This window comes from Streptomyces sp. NBC_00090, assembly GCF_045160815.1.
In the GTDB taxonomy this organism is placed as follows: domain Bacteria; phylum Actinomycetota; class Actinomycetes; order Streptomycetales; family Streptomycetaceae; genus Streptomyces.
Genome location: NZ_CP108224.1, coordinates 1,386,042 through 1,405,845 on the forward strand (window position 1 = coordinate 1,386,042; position 19,804 = coordinate 1,405,845).

The 19,804-nt window shown below is 69.3% G+C and carries 20 protein-coding genes and 2 pseudogenes; 15 read left to right on the top strand and 7 right to left on the bottom strand.

The genetic code is table 11. The annotated features are described in order from the left end of the window. Positions 1 to 139 precede the first annotated feature (139 nt). Together OG361_RS05960 and OG361_RS05965 are read right to left on the bottom strand one after the other, a co-directional pair. Positions 140 to 895, bottom strand: coding sequence for a transposase family protein (locus tag OG361_RS05960; protein ID WP_405852253.1), 756 nt, complete (start codon positions 893 to 895; stop codon positions 140 to 142). Positions 896 to 1,918: 1,023 nt separating this feature from the next. After that, positions 1,919 to 2,875 (bottom strand): hypothetical protein, encoded by a 957-nt coding sequence (locus OG361_RS05965; protein WP_405852255.1) that lies wholly within the window; start codon positions 2,873 to 2,875, stop codon positions 1,919 to 1,921. A gap of 261 nt (positions 2,876 to 3,136) precedes the next feature. Here OG361_RS05965 and OG361_RS05970 point away from each other — a divergent pair, with 261 nt between their 5' ends. From OG361_RS05970 to OG361_RS05990, 5 genes and pseudogenes are all read left to right on the top strand, one after another. Beyond that, entirely contained in the window at positions 3,137 to 3,436 is a 300-nt protein-coding gene (locus tag OG361_RS05970; RefSeq protein WP_405852256.1) for a transposase, read from the top strand. Further along, the gene (locus tag OG361_RS05975; protein WP_405852257.1) at positions 3,433 to 4,320 is read left to right on the top strand and encodes an IS3 family transposase; all 888 of its coding nucleotides are present in this window, start codon (positions 3,433 to 3,435) and stop codon (positions 4,318 to 4,320) included. The genes OG361_RS05970 and OG361_RS05975 overlap by 4 nt, the downstream gene beginning before the upstream one ends. A gap of 444 nt (positions 4,321 to 4,764) precedes the next feature. Then, positions 4,765 to 5,004, top strand: a pseudogene (locus tag OG361_RS05980) (FAD/NAD(P)-binding protein); the annotation flags it as partial. Between the two features lie 245 nt (positions 5,005 to 5,249). Then, positions 5,250 to 5,654, top strand: coding sequence for a TnsA-like heteromeric transposase endonuclease subunit (locus OG361_RS05985; protein ID WP_405852259.1), 405 nt, complete (start codon positions 5,250 to 5,252; stop codon positions 5,652 to 5,654). Between the two features lie 87 nt (positions 5,655 to 5,741). Beyond that, entirely contained in the window at positions 5,742 to 6,278 is a 537-nt protein-coding gene (locus tag OG361_RS05990; RefSeq protein ID WP_405852260.1) for a GNAT family N-acetyltransferase, read from the top strand. A 152-nt stretch (positions 6,279 to 6,430) separates the two neighbouring features. Here OG361_RS05990 and OG361_RS05995 read toward each other — a convergent pair. The 3 genes and pseudogenes from OG361_RS05995 to OG361_RS06005 form a co-directional block, all read right to left on the bottom strand. After that, positions 6,431 to 6,777 (bottom strand): annotated as a pseudogene (locus OG361_RS05995) (hypothetical protein). 41 nt (positions 6,778 to 6,818) lie between these two features. Next, entirely contained in the window at positions 6,819 to 7,313 is a 495-nt protein-coding gene (locus OG361_RS06000; RefSeq protein WP_405852262.1) for a winged helix-turn-helix domain-containing protein, read from the bottom strand. 192 nt (positions 7,314 to 7,505) lie between these two features. Further along, entirely contained in the window at positions 7,506 to 8,096 is a 591-nt protein-coding gene (locus OG361_RS06005; RefSeq protein ID WP_405862098.1) for a Gfo/Idh/MocA family oxidoreductase, read from the bottom strand. Positions 8,097 to 8,246: 150 nt separating this feature from the next. Between OG361_RS06005 and OG361_RS06010 the strand changes: the two genes are divergently transcribed. Beyond that, positions 8,247 to 9,440 (top strand): ROK family protein, encoded by a 1,194-nt coding sequence (locus OG361_RS06010; protein WP_405852263.1) that lies wholly within the window; start codon positions 8,247 to 8,249, stop codon positions 9,438 to 9,440. Here OG361_RS06010 and OG361_RS06015 read toward each other — a convergent pair. Further along, a complete protein-coding gene (locus OG361_RS06015; RefSeq protein WP_405852265.1) occupies positions 9,419 to 9,760 on the bottom strand; it encodes a hypothetical protein in 342 nt (113 codons plus the stop codon). The genes OG361_RS06010 and OG361_RS06015 overlap by 22 nt on opposite strands. A 757-nt stretch (positions 9,761 to 10,517) precedes the next feature. Between OG361_RS06015 and OG361_RS06020 the strand changes: the two genes are divergently transcribed. From OG361_RS06020 to OG361_RS06060, 9 genes are all read left to right on the top strand, one after another. Then, positions 10,518 to 11,369 carry a fumarylacetoacetate hydrolase family protein gene (locus OG361_RS06020; protein ID WP_405852267.1) on the top strand — a complete coding sequence of 284 codons (852 nt, stop codon included), beginning with the start codon at positions 10,518 to 10,520 and terminating at the stop codon, positions 11,367 to 11,369. A 38-nt stretch (positions 11,370 to 11,407) separates the two neighbouring features. After that, positions 11,408 to 12,748, top strand: a complete 1,341-nt coding sequence (locus OG361_RS06025; RefSeq protein ID WP_405852269.1) for an L-fuconate dehydratase — start codon at positions 11,408 to 11,410, stop codon at positions 12,746 to 12,748. Further along, positions 12,745 to 13,494 carry an SDR family NAD(P)-dependent oxidoreductase gene (locus OG361_RS06030; RefSeq protein ID WP_405852270.1) on the top strand — a complete coding sequence of 250 codons (750 nt, stop codon included), beginning with the start codon at positions 12,745 to 12,747 and terminating at the stop codon, positions 13,492 to 13,494. Before OG361_RS06025 ends, OG361_RS06030 begins: the two co-directional genes overlap by 4 nt. Beyond that, entirely contained in the window at positions 13,491 to 14,483 is a 993-nt protein-coding gene (locus OG361_RS06035; RefSeq protein WP_405852271.1) for an aldo/keto reductase, read from the top strand. The genes OG361_RS06030 and OG361_RS06035 overlap by 4 nt, the downstream gene beginning before the upstream one ends. Beyond that, the gene (locus tag OG361_RS06040; RefSeq protein ID WP_405852272.1) at positions 14,483 to 15,223 is read left to right on the top strand and encodes a (Fe-S)-binding protein; all 741 of its coding nucleotides are present in this window, start codon (positions 14,483 to 14,485) and stop codon (positions 15,221 to 15,223) included. The genes OG361_RS06035 and OG361_RS06040 overlap by 1 nt, the downstream gene beginning before the upstream one ends. Beyond that, a complete protein-coding gene (locus OG361_RS06045; RefSeq protein WP_405852273.1) occupies positions 15,220 to 16,659 on the top strand; it encodes a LutB/LldF family L-lactate oxidation iron-sulfur protein in 1,440 nt (479 codons plus the stop codon). The genes OG361_RS06040 and OG361_RS06045 overlap by 4 nt, the downstream gene beginning before the upstream one ends. Further along, positions 16,656 to 17,285 (top strand): lactate utilization protein C, encoded by a 630-nt coding sequence (locus tag OG361_RS06050; RefSeq protein WP_405852274.1) that lies wholly within the window; start codon positions 16,656 to 16,658, stop codon positions 17,283 to 17,285. The genes OG361_RS06045 and OG361_RS06050 overlap by 4 nt, the downstream gene beginning before the upstream one ends. A gap of 47 nt (positions 17,286 to 17,332) precedes the next feature. Next, positions 17,333 to 17,644 carry an L-rhamnose mutarotase gene (locus OG361_RS06055; protein WP_405852275.1) on the top strand — a complete coding sequence of 104 codons (312 nt, stop codon included), beginning with the start codon at positions 17,333 to 17,335 and terminating at the stop codon, positions 17,642 to 17,644. A gap of 183 nt (positions 17,645 to 17,827) precedes the next feature. Beyond that, positions 17,828 to 18,514, top strand: a complete 687-nt coding sequence (locus OG361_RS06060; protein ID WP_405852276.1) for a FadR/GntR family transcriptional regulator — start codon at positions 17,828 to 17,830, stop codon at positions 18,512 to 18,514. Between the two features lie 90 nt (positions 18,515 to 18,604). Here OG361_RS06060 and OG361_RS06065 read toward each other — a convergent pair whose 3' ends face one another. Beyond that, on the bottom strand, positions 18,605 to 19,447 hold the full coding sequence (locus tag OG361_RS06065; protein ID WP_405862100.1) for an amidohydrolase family protein: 843 nt from the start codon (positions 19,445 to 19,447) through the stop codon (positions 18,605 to 18,607). Between the last annotated feature and the right edge of the window lie 357 nt (positions 19,448 to 19,804).

Genomic DNA, 19,804 nt, shown 5'->3' on the forward strand with positions numbered 1-19,804 from the left:
ACGCGCTCGGCTCCTCGGTACCGACGGGCTCTGTCCTGCCCGCTTCACCACCTCTGTGATCAGCAACCTTGGGACTGTCTGGCCTCGGCCTGTCCTCCAAGGCCGCGCTCATCGAGCAGGTAGTGAACCTTTTCCAATCTCACGTTGAGGCGTGGTGAAGGACGACGACGGCCTTCACCACGTCCGTGATCCGGTTTGTGCTGCAGCGGAGCTTCCGGAGGAGGCGCCAGCCCTTGAGGGTGGCCATAGCGCGTTCGCCGAGGCAGCGGATCTTGGCGTGGGTGCTGTTGTGACGACGCTTCCATCGCTTGAGTCGACGGCCGCGAAAGGGCACCCGGACAGGTCCACCGGCTCCTTGGTACGCCTTGTTTGCCCAGCATTTGAGGTCCGCATCGGCGAGGGCTTCGGTGATCCCGTGGTGGCGTGCGGCGGTCAGGTCGTGAGTCGATCCGGGCAGAGCCGGCGAGGCCCAGAGCAGCCGTCCGAACGGGTCGGTGAGGACCTGGACGTTCATGCCGTGGCGTTTGTGTTTCCCGGAGTAGTACGGGGTGTCGGCGGCGATCCGGTCGATCGGCAGCAGGGTGCCGTCCAGGATCACGAACGCCTTCATCCGGATCGTCTTCATCGCCTCGGCCAGGGATGGGGCGAGGGCGGCCAGTACGTCGACGGCCTCGCGTATGTAGCGGAAGGCGGTCGCGATCCCGATACCGAACCCGGCGGCGAGCTGGGCGTAGGTGTCACCACACCGCAGGTGGGCGAGGGCGAGCAGGGCCTGACGCCCTGGTGTCAGTCGTCGCCACCGCGTACCGATCTCCTGCCGCCGGGAGGTGAGTTGTCCGGCCAGATACCGCAGGGTGCGACTGGACAGGTCGATCGACGACGGGTAGACAAGCACGCGAGGCTCCTGGCAGGACGGTGGATCTTGGTCGTGACACCGTCTACCAGGAGCTTCGTCGTTGCGCAGGAGCGTCCAACTCGTGGCTGCTGCCACCAGGTTGGAAAAGGCTCATTGAGGAACTCCGGAACTCGGCGAAGGAACCCGAGCCCACTGAGTACGAGGAGCATGATGACCGCACCCCGCCGGGGTGACGTCCAGGCGGCGGCAACCAGGTACGTGGTCGCCAGCGTGAAAAGCACCAGGACGAGGGCTACTACCCGCAGGGCTCCGACGCTGTCATGGAGCGCGAGCGCAACGCTCCCGACTACGGGAAGCCCGACCGGTCTGTACGTACCCCAGCCGGCATCCGGAGTCTCGCCTAACCATGCGCGGGCCTTGTTGGCGTACACCGCTTCCTCATGGCCGAGGTGAGGCTCGTGGTCCTGAAGCAGGGCCCACACCCCGACAGCCAGGGCGAGCACCCCGGCGGCGTAGATCGCCGGGGGCACCTGCCGCAGCCTGTCCATCAAAGGAAGCAGGGCATACGGATCGTCTGTTTGGCTCCATCCGGAACGGGCCAGCAACCATGCCGGAACAGCGATCAACAGGTAGGGCCATGGCTGCCATCCGGGTAACCAACTTCCGAGGCCCACCATGAGCATCATCTGTTGCAGGAAGGCCAACACGGTCATGACGACCGCCGCCACGAATGCCCTCCGTTGCGCCGTCGAACGCGTCGACGAGATGAACACGAGGCATACCTCAATTCCGTGACGGGTCGACGATGCACCCTTGATCGCAGTACGGCGCACCAGGGACGCTGAGAAAGCTGGCCTCCCCACTCCGGAGCCCTGAGCACAGGGCTGGTCGAAGACGGGGAGGCGCCGGGCACGGGTGAGTATTCAAGAGCACGATCGCGCCGGCGGAGATCGACCACGCGATGTAGCTGTTCAACCACACGGTTCTGCTCCATCGACCGGACTCAGCACCTGTGTTGACCAGGGCGAGCAGCCGCTCAAGCTCGGCAGACCGCTTGTGTTCTCACGCGCGCGGTGACAGGGACCTCTCCGTACGAAGAAGCAGCCACGTGGCCGACAACAGGACTACGCCGACGAGGGACAGCACCGCCAAGGCCGTGCTCGAGTTCGGGGACCCGGGCGAAGCACTCCACCAGTAGAGCTTCCACTGTCCGTCCTCGGAGAACTCCATCCACGAGGCGATCCAGTAATGGGGCATCCACGCACGGAAGTCCGTGGTCACGAGAGGCAGGGTCACAGCCACAGGACCCGCGCCCAGTACGGCACCGGTGATAACGGCTCGCGCAGCGGCGGCCGCGCATGCGGTGAACGTGGCGAAGAACGACAGAACGAGGAGGGCCTTGGCATAGGCTTCCCAGGCTTTGCCCCAGTCAGGCAGTTGCCTCAGGCTTTCCTGGGACGCCTGGCCTGCCGGCAGTAGGTCATTCACCGGTCCCGCTGGTGGCTGAAGGGCCTGGCTGAGGTGGACGGCCGCCCACAGCGTCACTGCGGTAAAGATCACGCTGAGTGCCGCAAGGAACAGCACGATGAGCAGCTTGCGTACCACGAGCAGGAAGACACGTGCTTGGTACAGCCGCACGAGCGACCATGTCCCACCTTCAAGCCCTTCAGCCAGTACCACTCCTCCGATGAGGGCGACGAACAACAGCCCGAGCAGTGAGGAATGCTGCCATGCCGCAGCCTGGAGGGCCCCGGCCGGGGTGTCGAGCGCAAGGATGCTCTTGTCCAGACCGTTCACTCCGCGGTTGGCACCATCGAGATACAGGAGAACGGCACGCGTCACCGCTGCCGCTGCCACAAGCACGCCGAGTACGAGAGCGGGCAGAGCGGCCAGCCGCATCTCGGCCCGCAGCGGGCCGAGCAGCGACGCCGTGCGCCGAGTCTCCTTGACGCGAGCCCTCTTGGCGCTCTTCCGGATGGGCGTTGCCCCCATCGTCCCAGCTGATTCACGGCGGGTCATCGTCGGGCCCTTCACACCAGGTTCCGCGACCGAGTGCGCCAGTTGTGCCAGAGAACCAGTGCCAACAGCACGATCCAAGGCAGCGCTCGTGCGACAGCGGGAACCGAAGAGTCGACAGTGGTCGTCCACAGGTGATCCCATGAGTTCAGGCTTGCGCTCAAACCCATACCGTCGGAGACAACCGGGCCCGGCAGTGAAGCTTCCCCTTGATCGTGGACACCTGGAGACTGGGACCTGAGGTTCCAGAGGAAGTAGCACCAGGTGGGAAGCAAGTACACGAAGCGGTACACCGAGGAGTTCAAGCGGGACGCGATCGCGCTCGTCGATTCCTCGGGAAAGACGGTTACCGCCGTCGCCCGGGAACTCGGCATCAGCTCCGAGTCCCTGCGGGGCTGGTACCGCCAGGCCAAGGCCGGCCGGGGCGAGGGCGCCACGGGCGAGCTGACCAGCGCCGAGCGCGAGGAACTGCGCCGGCTGCGCAGGGAGAACCGCGAGCAGCAGCAGACGATCGAGATCCTGAAAAAAGCGACGGCCTTCTTCGTGAAGGAGAGCGACCGGTGACCACGTTGTACCGGTTGATCCACGCGGAGAAGGCGAACTACCCGATCGTGCTGCTGTGCCGGGTGCTGCGCGTGACCCGCTCCTCCTACTACGCCTGGCACGAGGGCGAGGCCGCCCGCCGAGAGCGCCAGGCGGCCGACGACGCACTCGCGCACGAGATCACCGTGCTCCACATCGCCTCCCGCAAGACCTACGGCGTCCCGCGCATCCACGCCGAACTACGGCGTCTGGGGCACCGTGTGAACCACAAGCGCATCGCCCGCGTCATGCGCGAGCGCGACATCCGCGGCGTCACCCGCCGCAAGCACCGCTCGCTGACCCGGCCGGATGCGAAGGCGAAGCCGGCCCCGGACCTGATCGGCCGCGACTTCCACGCCGAGCGCCCCGGCACCAAGCTGGTCGGCGACATCACCTACCTCCCGACGGCCGAGGGCTGGCTCTACCTCGCCTGCTGGCTGGACCTGGCCACCCGCGAGATCGTCGGCTACGCCATGGCCGACCACCACCGCGCCGAGCTCGTCGTCGACGCCCTCGCCATGGCCCACGGCCGAGGCGGTCTGGAGCCCGGATGCGTGGTCCACAGCGATCGCGGAAGCGAGTACACCTCAGCTCAATTCCGCGATCGAATAAGGGAGTTGGGGCTACGGCAGAGCTGCGGACGCACCGGATCATGTTTCGATAACGCCGCGGCGGAGAGTTTCTGGGCCCTGCTCAAGGAAGAGATCGGAACCCGGACCTGGCCCGACCGGGCCACCGCCCGCGCCGAGGTCTTCACCTTCATCGAGACCTTCTACAACCGCCGCCGCCTGCGCAAGCACAAGATCTTCGGTTACCTCACCCCGGCCGAGACCAGGCAGCGGCATCAACACGCCCTCGCGGCATAACGAACGAGTGTCTAAGATCATGGGGAAACTTCAGTCGGCGCCACCACCCCCTGGAACAACACCCGCAACTCGTCCGCACCAGCCGTTCGACCAAGGTCAGTCGATTCAGTGGACGTTCACGCCGCAAGAAGCGAAGCCTTAAGGATCTGTCTACTGCCCAGGTTACCTGACGACGGTCTAGACCCTTGATGCTTTCGTGATGAAGATGCTCGCGGGCAGCGCGATGCCAGTTCTCGGTCAGGGAGGTAGGGCTGATGGTCGGCACTACCTGCGTCCGATGCCGCCGACCGGATGGCTCGGAGATCGACCGTTCGACGCGACTCCGGAAGCCCGTGTCGGTGAAGGTCCTGACGTCTTCCGACTCGCCGTAGTGGGTGGCGGGCCCCGTGCCACGTACGCGCTCGAACGTCTCTCCGCGACGATCGACCGCCTTGGCGGGAACGGCTCGACATCCATGTGTACGAACGCACGCGGGAGTTCGGCGCGGGGCAGGTCTACAGCACCGGCCAGCCGTACACCAGCTACCTCAACCGGTGCGCCGCCCAGATCGACTTCGCGGCCGACCCCTCGGTGTCCGGCGCGGACCGGACTCGCGCCGCGGAGGAGCGGCCGACGCTGCACGAGTGGTGCCGACGCCGTTTCGCGAGGACGAGGGACCCGGCCTCCCTTGACGTTCGGGGATAACAGGGCAATCTGCACCGTGTTGGCGGCCGGCCCTACCCATACGTCTCGGCCGCGTATGGATCTGTGAGACCGGCCTGAGCTCAAGCCTGGGGTTGATGGGTTGAGACGACGACTGGCTTCGGTGAGAACGGACAAGAGCACTGTCCGCTGTCATCCAATCGAGGCGTTTGACAGCGAACCCAGTCGTTTCGGCTTCCTTGCCAGTGAACCTAGTCGTACGGGAGGGGACGTACTGGGGGTGCTGGATGGCCGTACCGGTCGGGACGGATCTTGCGGAGTCGCATGTCGAGCTGTCGTACGTGGATGCCGTACGCGAGTCCCGGCGGCGTCTGCTGTTGGACTGTGCGACAGTGCGGTTCGAGGACGTGGCCGCGGTACGGCCGTTTCGCTGGTCGCGTGGCGAGCGTCACCTTTCGGGCTGGTACTGGGCGGCGACGACCGGGCGGCATGTCGGTTTCGAGTCGTGGCTGGAGCGGGACCGGCTTCTGCTGATGGACTTCGATCCCGGAGTCGTGGGGATCGCCTCGCAGCCGTTCTGGCTGCATTCGCACGACGGCGAGCGTGAGCGTCGGCACGCTCTGTCCTGCTCCTCCATCAACGTCTACTTCCGGTCCCGCCCACGACCCGCGCGCTTTACCACTGAGCCCTGACACGGTCTGTCGATCGGGAGCGACAGCGCCCGGTGTCGGCGGAGAACCGGCTTGGCCAGTGCTCCGCGGAGAGATCATCATGTGGGAATGTCTGACAACCGATCCGCTGCGGCACCCACTGTGGTGCAGCTCCCCCAGTACACGAAGGCGGACCAGGAAGAGATCCTTGGCAACGGCGATGATCCCTTCGGTGTCGCCTCGACCGGTCTGACCTGGCTGCCGAAGGAAGAACACTTCGGCATCAGACACGAAGACCGGCTCGTGGCACACGCTGGTCTGCTGCGACTGCCTGTCGCGATCGGCGACGCCGACACAGAGGTGGTGGGCGTCGGCGGGGTGGCCGTCGCACCCGGCATGCAAGGTCAGGGCCTGGCTCGGCTCGTCGTCACAGTTGCCCTGGAGCACGCCCGCACGATGGGTCCTCAGCACGCACTCCTGTTCTGCCGACCTCCCCTCGTGTCGCTCTACCAGCGCCTCGGATGGCACCCACTCGACAAGGCGGTACTCGTCGAACAACCCGAAGGCCGCCTGGTGACTATGCCGCTGCGGACTATGGTGACGCCCCTGCGCGACGATGCCCGCTGGCCCTCGGGGCCAGTACGGCTGTTCTCGCTCCCTATGTGACGGAGGGTCGCCCAGCGCGGCGACATGGGTTCATCCATCCCACACCGGTGGCCGACTCGCCTTACCTGATCGTTTGCCAATCAATCCAGTCGCCGCAGGCCAACGCGAACAGAGCGACTACTGAGGTTGAACTCGTGATGTCGCGTCCTTGCTCAGGCGGGTCTGATGGTCAGGCCGGTCTCGGCAAGGCAGCCGTCTATGAGGTCGCTGCGGTACTGGATGTGCCGTAGACCGCGTCGGATTCCCAGACGAGCACGATCGGGCCGCCGAGCTGCTGGTGAGCGGCGATCAGCAGATCGCGGTAGTCGCGCCAGGAGAAACTCTTGCGGCCGTCGCGCTGACCGTCGTCCCGGCGCGGCCGGTAGATCAGCCGGGATCGGTGGCCGGGTTTGTAGCAGGTCAGCGCGGCGATCGATATCCGTCTGCGGGAACGGCCCCGCACCCGCACCACCGGGGTCCGCCCACGCTGCGACCAGGTCCTGGCCTGCGGCGGCGTCATGGAGAATCCGGCCTCGTCCTCGAAGACGAGCCAGGCTCCACTCACCGCCGCGAGTCTTCCGCGCAGAGCCACACCTCCTTGACCCACCCGGCCACCGCGGCGTCATCGCGTTCCATCGCCCGTCGGGCCGGCACCTGACAGGACCAACCGTTGCGCACCAGCAGTTTGCGCACGCCCTGGACGGTGTAGGTCAGGTGGAAGCGTCGACCGATCACCGTCTTCACACGGCTCAGGGTCCAGCGCTGGTCTTCCCAGCCGTGCGCGGCCGGGCCCTTGGCCAGCTCCGCCTCCAGCTGGGCGAACTGCTTCTCGCTCAGCCTCGGCAGTGACGCCGGCCCCTGCGACCGCAAAGCCCGCGGACCGCCCTCGTCCCACATCCGCCGCCACCGCTGCACCGAGCGGACGCTGACCCGCAGGCCCTTGGCGATCACCGAGCTCGCCTCACCCCGGGCGAACCGTTCCGCTGCCTGGAGCCGTAACTCCTCGCGGAACTGCTGCCGTTCGGCGGTCAGCCCGCCCCCTTGTGGATACCGCACGCTTCAGGTGATACCGCAGCGAGCGACGAGACGTCAGCCCCTACGACATCACGAGTTCAACCTCAGTAACTTCGCTGTCAAAGGACAAGCACCCGTTCGGGCTGCTGGCAGATCCCTCGTGTCCTGTCTCACCGAAGCTTGATCAGTGTCAATGAGGATTGACTGGCCTTGGGGGTTACACGCCTGTCTTGGTCACAGCCCGGGGATCCCGGTTCGCTGCATGTGCAGTTCAGAGCGGACAAGTTCGAGGAGACGGCCCGTCCAGTTGCGGCCTCGGCCGGCGTTGTCACCCCAGAAGGTCGAGTCCATGTCGTCGTAGATCATGGTGGCGTCGTCCGTCGCCAGCAGGATCTCGGCCAGCTCGGGATGCTGGTCGTACTTGGCGCGGAGCAGGCTGGTCTCCCTGGCCTCCCTGACCATCGGATGGAAGCGGTATACGAAGGGGACGGCGGCCACCACCCCCGCGCCCTTGGCCTGTTCGGCCATCAGCTGTGCCGTCGGGGCCTCGGTCGCCAGCGGTTTCTCGCAGATCACGGCCAGACCGGCGTCCATCGCCTCGAGCGCGATGGGGGCGTGCAGATGGTTGGGGGTGCAGACGTGGAGGACGTCGATCAGGCCGGACGTGATCAGTTCCGTGACCGAATCGAAGGCCTTCTCGGCGCCGAGCGCCTCGGCGCCCTCCGTGGCATTGGCAAGGTCCGCTCCCGCGATGCCCACCAAGCGGGCGCCGGCCTGTCGGGCGGCTCGGGCGTGGATCCGGCCAATGAAGCCAGTTCCTACGATACCTACCCCGACTTCCGCCGACTGTCATCGCATATCGAGCATGTTTCGGATCCTAGGGATGACTTATTACGGCTGTCAACCATAAATACGCCGGGAGTTATGATTAGTGGATCCCACCAGCCGCAGCACCGACATGGATGGAGGCAGCACTTGACCACCGAACCGGCAGGCGCCGGCGCCCTTCTGGCGATCCTGCGCGACGGCCGCGCACGCACCCGCACCGAGCTGGTGCAGCTCACCGGCCTCGCCAGGTCGACCGTGACCCAGCGGCTCGACGCCCTGGCGGACCAACAGTGGATCCGGCCCTCGGACGACGCGATCTTCTCGGGAGGAAGGCCCGCCGTGGCCTTCTCCTTCAACTCCGGGGCACGGACGGTCCTCGCGGCCGACCTCGGAGTCACCCACGCGCGGATCGCCGTCACGGACCTCGCCACCCGCGTGCTCGTCGAACGCAGCCGCGACATACGGATCACCGAGGGTCCGGAGCGCGTCCTGGGCTGGCTCGTCGACGAGTTCACGGAGCTGCTGGCCGAGGCCGGGCGCACCCTCGCGGATGTGTGCGGCGTGGGCATCGGTCTCCCCGGCCCCGTCGAGCACACGTCGGGCCGGCCCGTGAATCCACCGATCATGCCGGGCTGGGACGGCTTCGACGTGCCCGGCTGGCTCGCACCCCGCCTCGGCGCCCCCGTCCTGGTCGACAACGACGTCAACATCATGGCCCTCGGCGAACACTGGGCAGCCAGCCCCGAGGTCGAGCACCTCCTCTTCGTGAAGGTCGGCACCGGTATCGGTTGCGGCATCATCACGGAGCACCGACTCCACCGCGGTGCCCAGGGCTCGGCCGGCGACATCGGCCACATCCAGGTGGCCGGGGCCGCGAACGAGCCATGCCGCTGCGGAAACACCGGCTGCCTCGAAGCGGTGGCCGGGGGCGGCGCCCTCGCCGCACGCCTCCGGGACTCGGGGCTGGACGCCGCGGACGGCCGGGACGTGGTGGCCCTGGTCCGGGCCGGCAACCCGACCGCGATCCAGTTGATCCGTCAGGCGGGCCGGGACATCGGCGACGTCCTGGCCGCGCTCGTGAACTTCTTCAACCCGGGGGTGATCGTCATCGGCGGCGACATCTCGGAGGCCGGAGAGCACCTGCTCGCCGGGGTGCGCGAGGTCGTCTACAGCCGCTCCCTCCCGCTGGCCACCCAGCACCTCTCCATCCGAGGACGACAACTCGACGACCGCGCCGGCGTCATCGGCGCCGCCGTCATGGTCATCGAGCACACCCTCAGCCCCGCGGCGGTCGACCGGGCCATCGCGACCTCGGACGTTCAGGTGCTCACGGCTCCGTAAGCAAGTGCGGGGCGGATGCCCCGGAGAACCGCGGGCAGGTGGTACGCCGCCCCGGTCGCCACTGCCACGGTGCCGACGGTCACCCATTCCTGACTGGCCGGCCGGTCGCCGTGGACGCGGCCGGGTTGTCGAGGGCCTTGCCGCGTCCACGCCGCCACGGTGTCGTACATACCGCGCCGCGGCAGCGGCACTTGGGGCGGCCCAGCGGCCGCGGCCGTATACGACACGATGCCACCAGGAAGCGCCGCGACCGCACCCGCGGTCAGCGCGGCCGCCGCGATGAAGCCTCTGTGGCCGAACGGGTCGTCCGGGAAAGTCATGACATGACTCCTTCGATGAAAGGAGAGCCCGGAAGGGGCACGCCGAGGCGACCGGTGGGCGACATGAGGCCGAGCGGTGTCTCGTCCCCATCGACATACGGCGCATGTTAACGCAACCATGCGTTTTGCGACACACCCCTGTTTCGCGCCGGGTCAGTACGGCACGCGCCACTGCAGCGAGGCCAACCACAGCCCCCCGCCGCCGCGTTGGCGTCGACACCGCCCGCGCCGCGGCCTGCGCCTGCCCCCGCGTGAGGGACGACCGGGCCCCCTCCGACGGCCCTGGGCCACCGTCGGCGCCTGGTCGCACCCATGGCCGCGACCAGGCGCACGCACGACACGCACGGACGGCGTGGGGCTCTTCGCTCCGCATGGGCGCATGGAACCGCTCCTTGTGACGGAAGGCCGCCGGCGCCGACGGCTGCGGCCGCCCCTCGCCGAACGCCTGCTCGCGAGACGAGGTCCGACGAGGAGGGCTCCCAGAGGTCGGATCTCCCGCCGCACTGGCAGCGCCCTCGCGAATCCCCTCATTCATCTGAGGTATGAGGATGGAGCACAGCGTCACCGCAAGCCGCCAGGGAGGCGTGCGATCCACGGGTAATGCCGCACCAACTGCCAATTCTCGAAATCTACGCGAGTCGGAGCGAGCCGCCTTTGCCGAGCCGGCCCCCGAGCATTGATCCGATGAATCGCTTGCTCGGCGGCAGCCGCCTGAGTACTGTCGACCGCACCAGCCCAACTGTGACGAGGACACCCCATGAAGCTGATGCGCCTGGGCGAGCCCGGGGCCGAACGCCCCGCCTTGCTCCTCCCGGACGGCCGGGTCCTGGACGCGGCACCGGTGACGAGCGACTTCGACCGGCGGTTCTTCGCCGACGGCGGCCTTGAGCTGCTGCGCGGCGCCGTCGAAGGCGGCGTGCTGCCCGAGATCGACCCCGCGGGTCTGCGGATCGGTCCGCCGGTGGCCGGCCCGGGAAAGGTGGTGTGCGTCGGCCTGAACTACCGCGACCACGCCGCCGAGACCGGCGCGACGATCCCGGCCCGGCCGGTGGTGTTCATGAAGGACCCCTCCACCGTGGTCGGCCCGCACGACCAGGTGCTGATTCCCCGGAAGTCCACCCACACCGACTGGGAGGTGGAGCTCGCCGTGGTGATCGGATCGACCGCCCGCTATCTCGACTCCCCCGAGCGGGCGAGTGAGGTGATCGCCGGGTACGCGATCAGCAACGACGTGTCCGAGCGGGAGTTCCAGCTGGACTTCTCCTCGCAGTGGGACCTGGGCAAGTCCTGCGAGACCTTCAACCCGCTCGGTCCCTGGCTGGTGACCACCGACGAGGTCCCCGACCCGCAGGCCCTCGGGATGCGGCTGTCCGTCAACGGTCGGCTCCGCCAGGACGGCAACACCAAGAACATGATCTTCGACGTGCCGTACCTGGTCTGGTATCTGAGTCAGCACATGGTCCTCAACCCCGGCGACGTGATCAACACCGGCACCCCGGCCGGCGTCGCGCTCGGCCTGCCCGACACCCCCTATCTGCGCGCTGGCGACACGGTCGACCTCGCCATCGACGGCCTCGGCCGCCAGTCCCAGACCTTCGCCCCGGCATAGCGGCCACGTACGACCGGCGGCAGGACAGGAGAAAACCCGTGACCCCGAGCATCACCGCGCTCGACACCTTCGACATCCGCTTCCCCACCTCGCGCGAGCTCGACGGCTCGGACGCGATGAACCCCGACCCCGACTACTCGGCCGCCTACCTGGTACTGCGCACCGACGCCGGGGACGGTCTGGAGGGCCACGGCTTCACCTTCACCATCGGCCGGGGCAACGATGTCCAGGTCGCCGCCATCGAGGCGCTGCGCCACCACGTGGTCGGCCGGCCGGTCGCCGAACTGTGCGCGGACCCGGGCTCGCTCAACCGGGACCTGATCGGCGACAGCCAACTGCGCTGGCTGGGGCCGGAGAAGGGCGTGATGCACATGGCCATCGGCGCCGTCGTGAACGCCGTCTGGGACCTGGCGGCCAAGCGCGAGGGCAAGCCCCTGTGGCAGCTCCTCGCCGACGCCGAGCCCGAGTGGCTGGTCTCCCAGGTCGACTTCCGCTACATCGCGGACGCCCTCACCCCGGAGAGGGCGCTCGACCTGCTGCGGCGTGGCCGGGACGGCTCGCACGACCGCGCTCGTACGCTGCTGGAGCGCGGCTACCCCGCGTACACCACCTCCCCCGGCTGGCTGGGCTACTCGGACGAGAAGCTGACCCGGCTGGCGAAGGAGGCCGTCGCGGACGGGTTCACCCAGATCAAGCTGAAGGTCGGCGCGAACCTCGCGGACGACATCCGCCGCTGCCGCGCCGCCCGCGCCGCCGTCGGCCCCGACATCCGGATGGCGATCGACGCCAACCAGCGCTGGAACGTCGACGAGGCGATCGAATGGACCACCGCGCTCGCCGAGTTCGACCCGTACTGGATCGAGGAGCCGACCAGCCCCGACGACATCCTCGGCCACGCCACCGTCCGCCGTGCCGTCGCGCCGGTCAAGGTCGCCACCGGCGAGCACGTACAGAACCGCATCGTCTTCAAGCAGCTGCTCCAGGCCGGCGCCATCGACGTCCTCCAGCTGGACTCGGCCAGGGTCGGCGGTGTCAACGAGAACCTCGCGATCCTGCTGCTGGCCGCCGAGTTCGGCGTCCCGGTCTGCCCGCACGCCGGTGGCGTGGGCCTGTGCGAACTCGTCCAGCACCTCTCGATGTTCGACTACGTCGCCCTCACCGGCACCACAGAGGACCGGGTCGTCGAGTTCGTCGACCATCTGCACGAGCACTTCCTCACCCCCGCGCGGGTCGTGGACGGCCACTACACCACGCCCACCGCTCCGGGTTTCTCCGCCCAGATGTACGCGGAGTCCATCGCCACGTTCACCTACCCGGACGGCTCGTTCTGGGCCGCCGACCTCGCGGACCTCGCGGACCTGAAGGGAACGACGGCATGAGCGACCTGGACGGAATGACCGCCGTGGTGACCGGCGGAGCCTCCGGCATCGGCCTGGCGACGGTTCACGCGCTCACCGCGCACGGCGCACGCGTCGCCGTCCTGGACCTCACCCCCGGCGACATGCCCTACGGCTTCACCGCGGACGTCGCCGACGACGCCTCGGTCCGCGCCGCCGTCTCCGGCGCGGCCGAGGCGCTCGGCGGGATCGACATCCTGGTCAACAACGCCGGCATCGGCGCGGCCGGCACGGTCGAGGACAACACCGACGAGCAGTGGCACACGGTGCTGAACGTGAACGTCCTCGGCATCGTCCGCACCACCCGTGCGGCCCTCCCCCATCTGCGACGCTCCCAGCACGCCGCGATCGTCAACACCTGCTCCATCGCCGCCACCGCGGGCCTCCCCCAGCGGGCTCTCTACTCCGCCAGCAAGGGTGCCGTGCTGTCGCTGACCCTGGCGATGGCCGCCGACCACGTTCGCGAGGGCATCCGCGTCAACTGCGTCAACCCCGGGACGGTCGACACCCCCTGGGTGGGCCGGCTCCTGAAAGCCGCCGCCGACCCGAGCGCGGAACGCGCCGCGCTCGACTCCCGGCAGCCCACGGGACGGCTGGTCAGCGCCGATGAGGTCGCCGCGGCCGTCGTCTATCTGGCCTCGCCCGCCGCCGGATCGGTCACCGGCACCGCCCTCGCGGTCGACGGCGGCATGGCCGGCCTGCGCCTTCGGCCCGAGCCGGCCCGATGAACCAGCACAAGCTCGGCCGCAGCAACGTTGCCGTCAGCGCCCTCTCCTTCGGCGGCGCCGCGATCGGCAACCTCCTCACCCGTGTCCCGGACCACGAGGCCGACCAGGCGGTCAACGCCGCCTGGGAGAGCGGGCTCCGCTACTTCGACACCGCACCGCACTACGGTCTCGGCCTCTCCGAGCGCCGCCTCGGGCGGGCCGTACGCGGCCTCCCTCGCACGCAGTTCACCGTCTCGACCAAGGTCGGGCGCATCCTGGAGCCGGTCGCCCGCCCCGTCGGGGACGATCTCGTCAACGGATTCGCCGTGCCGGCCACCTATCGGCGCCGATGGGACTTCAGTGCCCAGGGCGTACGGCGCTCGCTCTCGGAGAGCCTGGAGCGGCTCGGGCTCGACCGGATCGACATCGTGTACCTCCACGACCCGGACGACCACGCCGAGCAGGCCCTGACCGAGGCGTACCCGGAGCTGGAGCGGCTGCGCGCCGAGGGCGTGGTCGGCGCGATCGGTGTCGGCATGAACCAGGCCGGGCTGCCTGCCCGCTTCGTCCGCGAGACCGACATCGACGTGGTACTGCTGGCCGGACGCTACAGCCTGCTCGATCAGGGCGGCCTGACCGAGTTGCTGCCCCTCGCCGCCGAACGCGGCGTCAGCGTGGTGATCGGCGGCGTGTTCAACTCCGGGCTCCTGGCCGACCCGCGTCCCGGCGCCACCTTCGACTACGCCGCCGCGCCCGATCGGCTCCTGAACCGGGCGCTGGAGTTCAAGGCCGTCTGCGAACGCCACGGGGTGCCGCTACGGGCGGCCGCGCTGCAGTTCCCGTTCGGCCACCCGGCGGTCGCCTCCGTGCTGGTCGGCGCCCGGAGCGCCGCCCAGGTCAGGGACGCCGCCGCCCTGGCGGTGCTCCCGGTACCCGCCGCCCTCTGGGCCGAGCTCAGGGAGCACGGGCTGCTCGGCCCGGACGTCCCCGTTCCCGGAGAGGCGAGCTGATGCGGATCGCCCTGTTCATCACCTGCTTCAACGACACGCTCTTCCCGGATACCGGCAAGGCGGTGGTGCGACTGCTCGAACGGCTCGGCCACAGCGTGGAGTTCCCGCTGGAGCAGACCTGCTGCGGCCAGATGCACTTCAACACCGGGTACCGGCCGGAGGCCGTGCCGCTGGTGCGCCGGTTCGCGGAGGTCTTCGGCGGTTACGACGCCGTGGTCACCCCGTCCGGCTCCTGTGCGGGCATGGTGCGCGAGCACCACCCGCTTCTCGCCGCCGGGTTCGGCGATCCGGCACGGCAGGCGGAGGTCGCCGGCGTGGCTTCGAGGGTGTACGAGCTGTCGGAGTTCCTGGTCGACGTGCTCGGGGTGACGGATGTCGGCGCGTACTACCCGCACCGGGTCACCTACCACCCCACCTGCCACTCCGCCCGGATGCTGCGGGTCGGCGACAAGCCCCTCCGGCTGCTGCGCGCGGTCGGGGGAATCGACCTCGTCGAGCTCCCGGACGCCGATGGCTGCTGCGGTTTCGGCGGCACCTTCGCCCTGAAGAACGCCGACACCTCGGCCGCGATGCTCGCCGACAAGATGCGCTGCGTCCTGGACACCGGCGCCGAAGTGGTCTCCGCGGGTGACAACTCCTGCCTGATGCACATCGGGGGCGGCCTGTCCCGGCTGCGTACCGGCGTGCGGACCGTCCACCTGGCCGAAATCCTCGCCTCCACCGAAGGAGACCTGCCATGAGCCTCGTCTGGCTCGGCACTCCGGCCTTTCCCGAGGCCGCCCGGGAGGCCCTCGCCGACCCCCGGCTGCGCCGCAACCTGCGCAAGGCCACCGGCACGATCCGCGCCAAGCGGCTCGAAGCCACCGGTGAACTGGACGACTGGGAGCAGCTGCGTGACGCCGGCGAGGCGATCAAGCGGCGGACCCTGCGTCATCTCGGCGGCTACCTGAAGCAGTTGGAGGAGTCGGTCACCCGGGCCGGCGGCACCGTGCACTGGGCGGTCGACGCCGCCGAGGCGAACCGGATCGTCGCCGATCTGGTGAAGGCGACCGGCGAGAGCGAGGTCGTCAAGGTCAAGTCGATGGCCACTCAGGAGATCGGCCTCAACGAGGCGCTGGCCGACGAGGGGATCGCCGCGTACGAGACCGATCTCGCCGAGCTGATCGTGCAGTTGGCCGACGACCGGCCCTCGCACATCCTCGTCCCCGCCATCCACCGGGGCCGCGCCGAGATCCGGGAGATCTTCCGGCGCGAGATGCCGCGCTTCGGGCGGCCGGCGCCCGAGGACCTCACCGACGATCCGCGAGCGCTGGCGGACGCGGCCAGGCTGCATCTGCGGGAGAAGTTCCTGCGGACGAAGGTGGCCGTCTCCGGCGCCAACTTCGCGTGCGCCGAGACCGGTACGGTCGTGGTGGTGGAGTCGGAGGGCAACGGGCGGATGTGCCTGACCCTGCCCGAGACGCTGATCACCGTGATGGGCATCGAGAAGGTCATCCCCGCCTTCACCGACCTGGAGGTGTTCCTCCAGCTGCTGCCCCGTTCGTCCACGGGCGAGCGGATGAACCCGTACACCTCGCTGTGGACCGGCGTCACTGCTGGCGACGGGCCGCAGGCCTTCCATCTGGTGCTGCTCGACAACGGCCGCACCGCGACTCTCGCCGACGAGGTCGGGCGGCAGGCGCTGAACTGCATCCGCTGCTCGGCCTGCCTCAACGTCTGCCCGGTCTACGAGCGCACCGGCGGCCACGCCTACGGCTCGGTCTACCCCGGGCCGATCGGCGCCGTGCTGACTCCGCAGCTCGCCGGGATCGAGCAGGCTTCCTCGCTTCCCTTCGCGTCCACGCTGTGCGGGGCCTGCTACGACGCCTGCCCGGTGAAGATCGACATCCCTGAGGTGCTCACCCACCTGCGGTCCCGCGCCGTCGAGGCGAAGCGGCCCTCGGCGGAGGGGCTCGCGATGAAGGCGGCCGCCGCCGTGCTGTCCTCCCCCACCCGGCTCGCCGCAGCCCAGAAGGCTGCCGCGCTCGGCGGGCGGCTGCTCGGGCGCGGCGGGGTGATCGGCAGGCTTCCGGGGCCGATGCACGGATGGTCCGACACCAGGGACACGCCGGTCCCGCCCACCGAGTCGTTCCGGGCCTGGTGGCAGCGCACCCACGAGGAGGGGAGAAAGAGTTGAGCAGCCGTGAGGAGATCCTGAGCCGCGTCGCGCAGGCCCTGCGCGACCTCCCGGAGAACGAGAAGCCCGATGACGTCGCCGTCCCCCGGGCGTATCGGCGGTCCCACGCCGACGGCTCGCCGGTCGGGTTGTTCGCCGAGCGGGTCGCCGACTACCGCGCCACGGTGGTGCGGGCGGGCGTCGCGGAGGCCGCCGAGGTGATCGGCCGCACGCTCGCCGGGCGCGGGCTGACCCGGGCCGTGGTGCCCGCGGGTTTCCCCGACGCCTGGCTCCCCGCCGGCGCGTGGAGCTGGCTGCGCGACGACCCCGAACTCACCGTCGAGCAGCTCGACCGGGCGGGCGCCGTGCTCAGCACGGCCGCCCTCGGCATCGCCGTCACCGGCACCATCGTGCTGGACGCCGGCCCCGGCCAGGGCCGCCGGGCCCTCACCCTGCTGCCCGACTACCACCTGTGCGTCATCCGCGCCGACCGGATCGTCGGCGACCTGCCGGACGCCGTCGACCGGCTCGACCCGACGCGCCCGCTCACCCTGATCTCCGGCCCGTCCGCCACGAGCGACATCGAACTCGACCGCGTCGAGGGCGTCCACGGCCCCAGGATCCTCGACGTCCTCGTCATCGACTAGGGCATGTCCGGCGGATCAGGGCCGGACAAGCCCGAGGAGGCACCCGTATGAGAGTCGCCCTGCACACCCGCGTCCGCGCCGACCGGATCGACGCGTACGAGGCCGCGCACCGCGCCGTTCCCTCCGAACTCACCGACGCGATCCGTGCCGCCGGGGTCACCGAGTGGACCATCTGGCGCTCCGGTCGCGACCTGTTCCACGTCGTCGAATGCGCCGACTACGCCCACCTGCTCGACCACCTGGAGAAGCTGCCGGTCAACATCGAGTGGCAGGCCCGGATGGCCGAGCTGCTGGACGTCGTCCACGACTACTCCGCCGAGGGCGCCGCCGCCGGACTCCCGACGGTCTGGCAGCTCTGACCCGGCCGACCGCCCGAGCCCGGCCGCCGCCAGGGCGGCCCTGACGCCTGTGCCGACGGGCGGCCCCAAGGACACGCATCGCCCCCGACACCTCATATGAATGCGGAGACGATCCCCCACCCTTGGTGGAGTTCCGGCGACATACAATGCTTACATCGGATGTCTTGAGATGGGGAGCCAGACGTGGCCGTGACCGACGAAGCGATCGGCAAGATCAAGGACATGATCGTCTCTGGTCGGCTGCGCCCTGGCGAGAAGCTGCCCCGAGAGGCCGACCTGGCGTCCGAGCTCGGCCTCTCGCGCAGCTCGCTGCGCGAGGCGGTCAAGGCGCTGGCGCTGATGAACGTCCTCGACGTGCGCCAGGGCGACGGCACCTACACCACCAGCCTGTCCCCCGCCCTGCTGCTCGAAGCGCTGAGCTTCATCGTGGACTTCCACCAGGACGACTCCGTACTCGACCTCTTCGAGGTCCGCCGGATTCTGGAACCGGCCGCGACCGGGCTGGCCGCGGAACGCATGAGCGAGGACGACCGCATCGAGCTGGGCAAGGTACTGGAGAGTGTCCAGGCCGCCGCCACGGTGGAGGAGCTGGTGGCGGCCGACCTGGAATTCCACCGCCGGATCGCGCTCGGCGCGGGCAATCCGGTCCTCGCCTCCCTGGTGGACAACATGTCGGCGCCGACCGTCCGGGCCCGGATCTGGCGCGGCGCCACCGAGCAGGGTGCGCTGGAACGCACCCTCGCGGAGCACCGCGCCATCTACGGCGCGATCATGGCCCGGGACAGGCAGCTCGCCCAGTCCTGGGCGCTCGTCCACGTCGGCGGCATCGAGTCCTGGCTGCGCACCGCCCTGGCGGATCAGCCCGCCTGACGCCCACCGCCGCGCCGCTGCCGACCGCCGCGCCGCTGCCGACCGCCGCGCCGGGCCCGCAGGCCTGACGGGGCGCGTGGTCAGCCCGGCTCAGATCCCGTAGACGCGGGCGGCGGTGCCGCCGAAGACGGCTTCCAGTTCCTGATCCGTCAGAGCGTCGGTGAGCTCACGTGCCGTGCCCAGCACCCGCGCGTAATCGGCGGCGAGGGTGCACACCGGCCAATCGGAGCCGAACATCAGCCGGTCCGGGCCGAAGCAGTCCAGCGCCGTGTCGGTGAAGGGCCGCAGACCGGCGGTGGTCCAGTGGCGCCAGTCGGCCTCGGTGACCAGGCCGGAGAGCTTCGCGGTCACATGGGGCCGGGCCGCGAGGCGGGCCAGTTCGGCCGCCCACGGCTGGAGCTCGCCCTGCGCGACACTCGGCTTGCCGAGGTGGTCCAGTACGAAGGAGAGCTCGGGAACGGCCCCGGTGACGGCGGTCGCGGCGGGCAGCTGGTGGGCGAGGACGAGCAGGTCGTAGACGAGGCCGGCTTCCGCCACCGCCTTGAGTCCGCGCACCACCTCGGGGCGCTCCAGCCAGTGCGGGTCCTGCTCGTCCTGCGCCTGGTGGCGGATGCCCACCAGATGGCGGCCGCCCGGGCCTTCACGGAGCGCGGCGATGTCGTCGGCGACGCCCGGTGCGGTCAGGTCGACCCAGCCCACGACGCCCGCGATCAGGTCGCTGGTGTCGGCGAGCGCGAGAAGACCCGACGTCTCCTCGATCCGGGAGACCGTCTGGACGACGACGGTGGCGTCGACGCCGGCGGCATGGGCCTCGGCCGTGAGGGCGTCGGCGGTGAACTCACGCCGCAAGGGGGCGAGTCCCACGGCCGCCAGCCACGGTTCGCGGAGCGCGGACGCACCCCAGAGATGGTGATGGGCGTCGACGATGCGCATGGCGGTCACGCGGTCTCCAAAGTGGCATGCGAACACACCGCCCGAATACCTCGGATGAATGCGGTGGATTTCCTCGCACTTTAGTGGCGTATCAGGATTCACGCAATGGTTACATCGGATGTCTTGCGACCAAGGGGCTCAACAAGTCGATCGCGCTGCGCGGGGCTCGGCGGACGGTGGCGACCGGCTCGATCCTGCGTCTCGGAGAAGTCCGGTGATTCTGCCCGGCTGCTTGACAGGCCCTACCGGGGCTCCCAGACTCTCAGCCAGCCTCACGTTTACGCAAACACGTGGGCGACGCATCACTCCAACACGGCAGCGCCAGCCCTTCCCGCTCCGGCGGCCTTCACGGCTGCC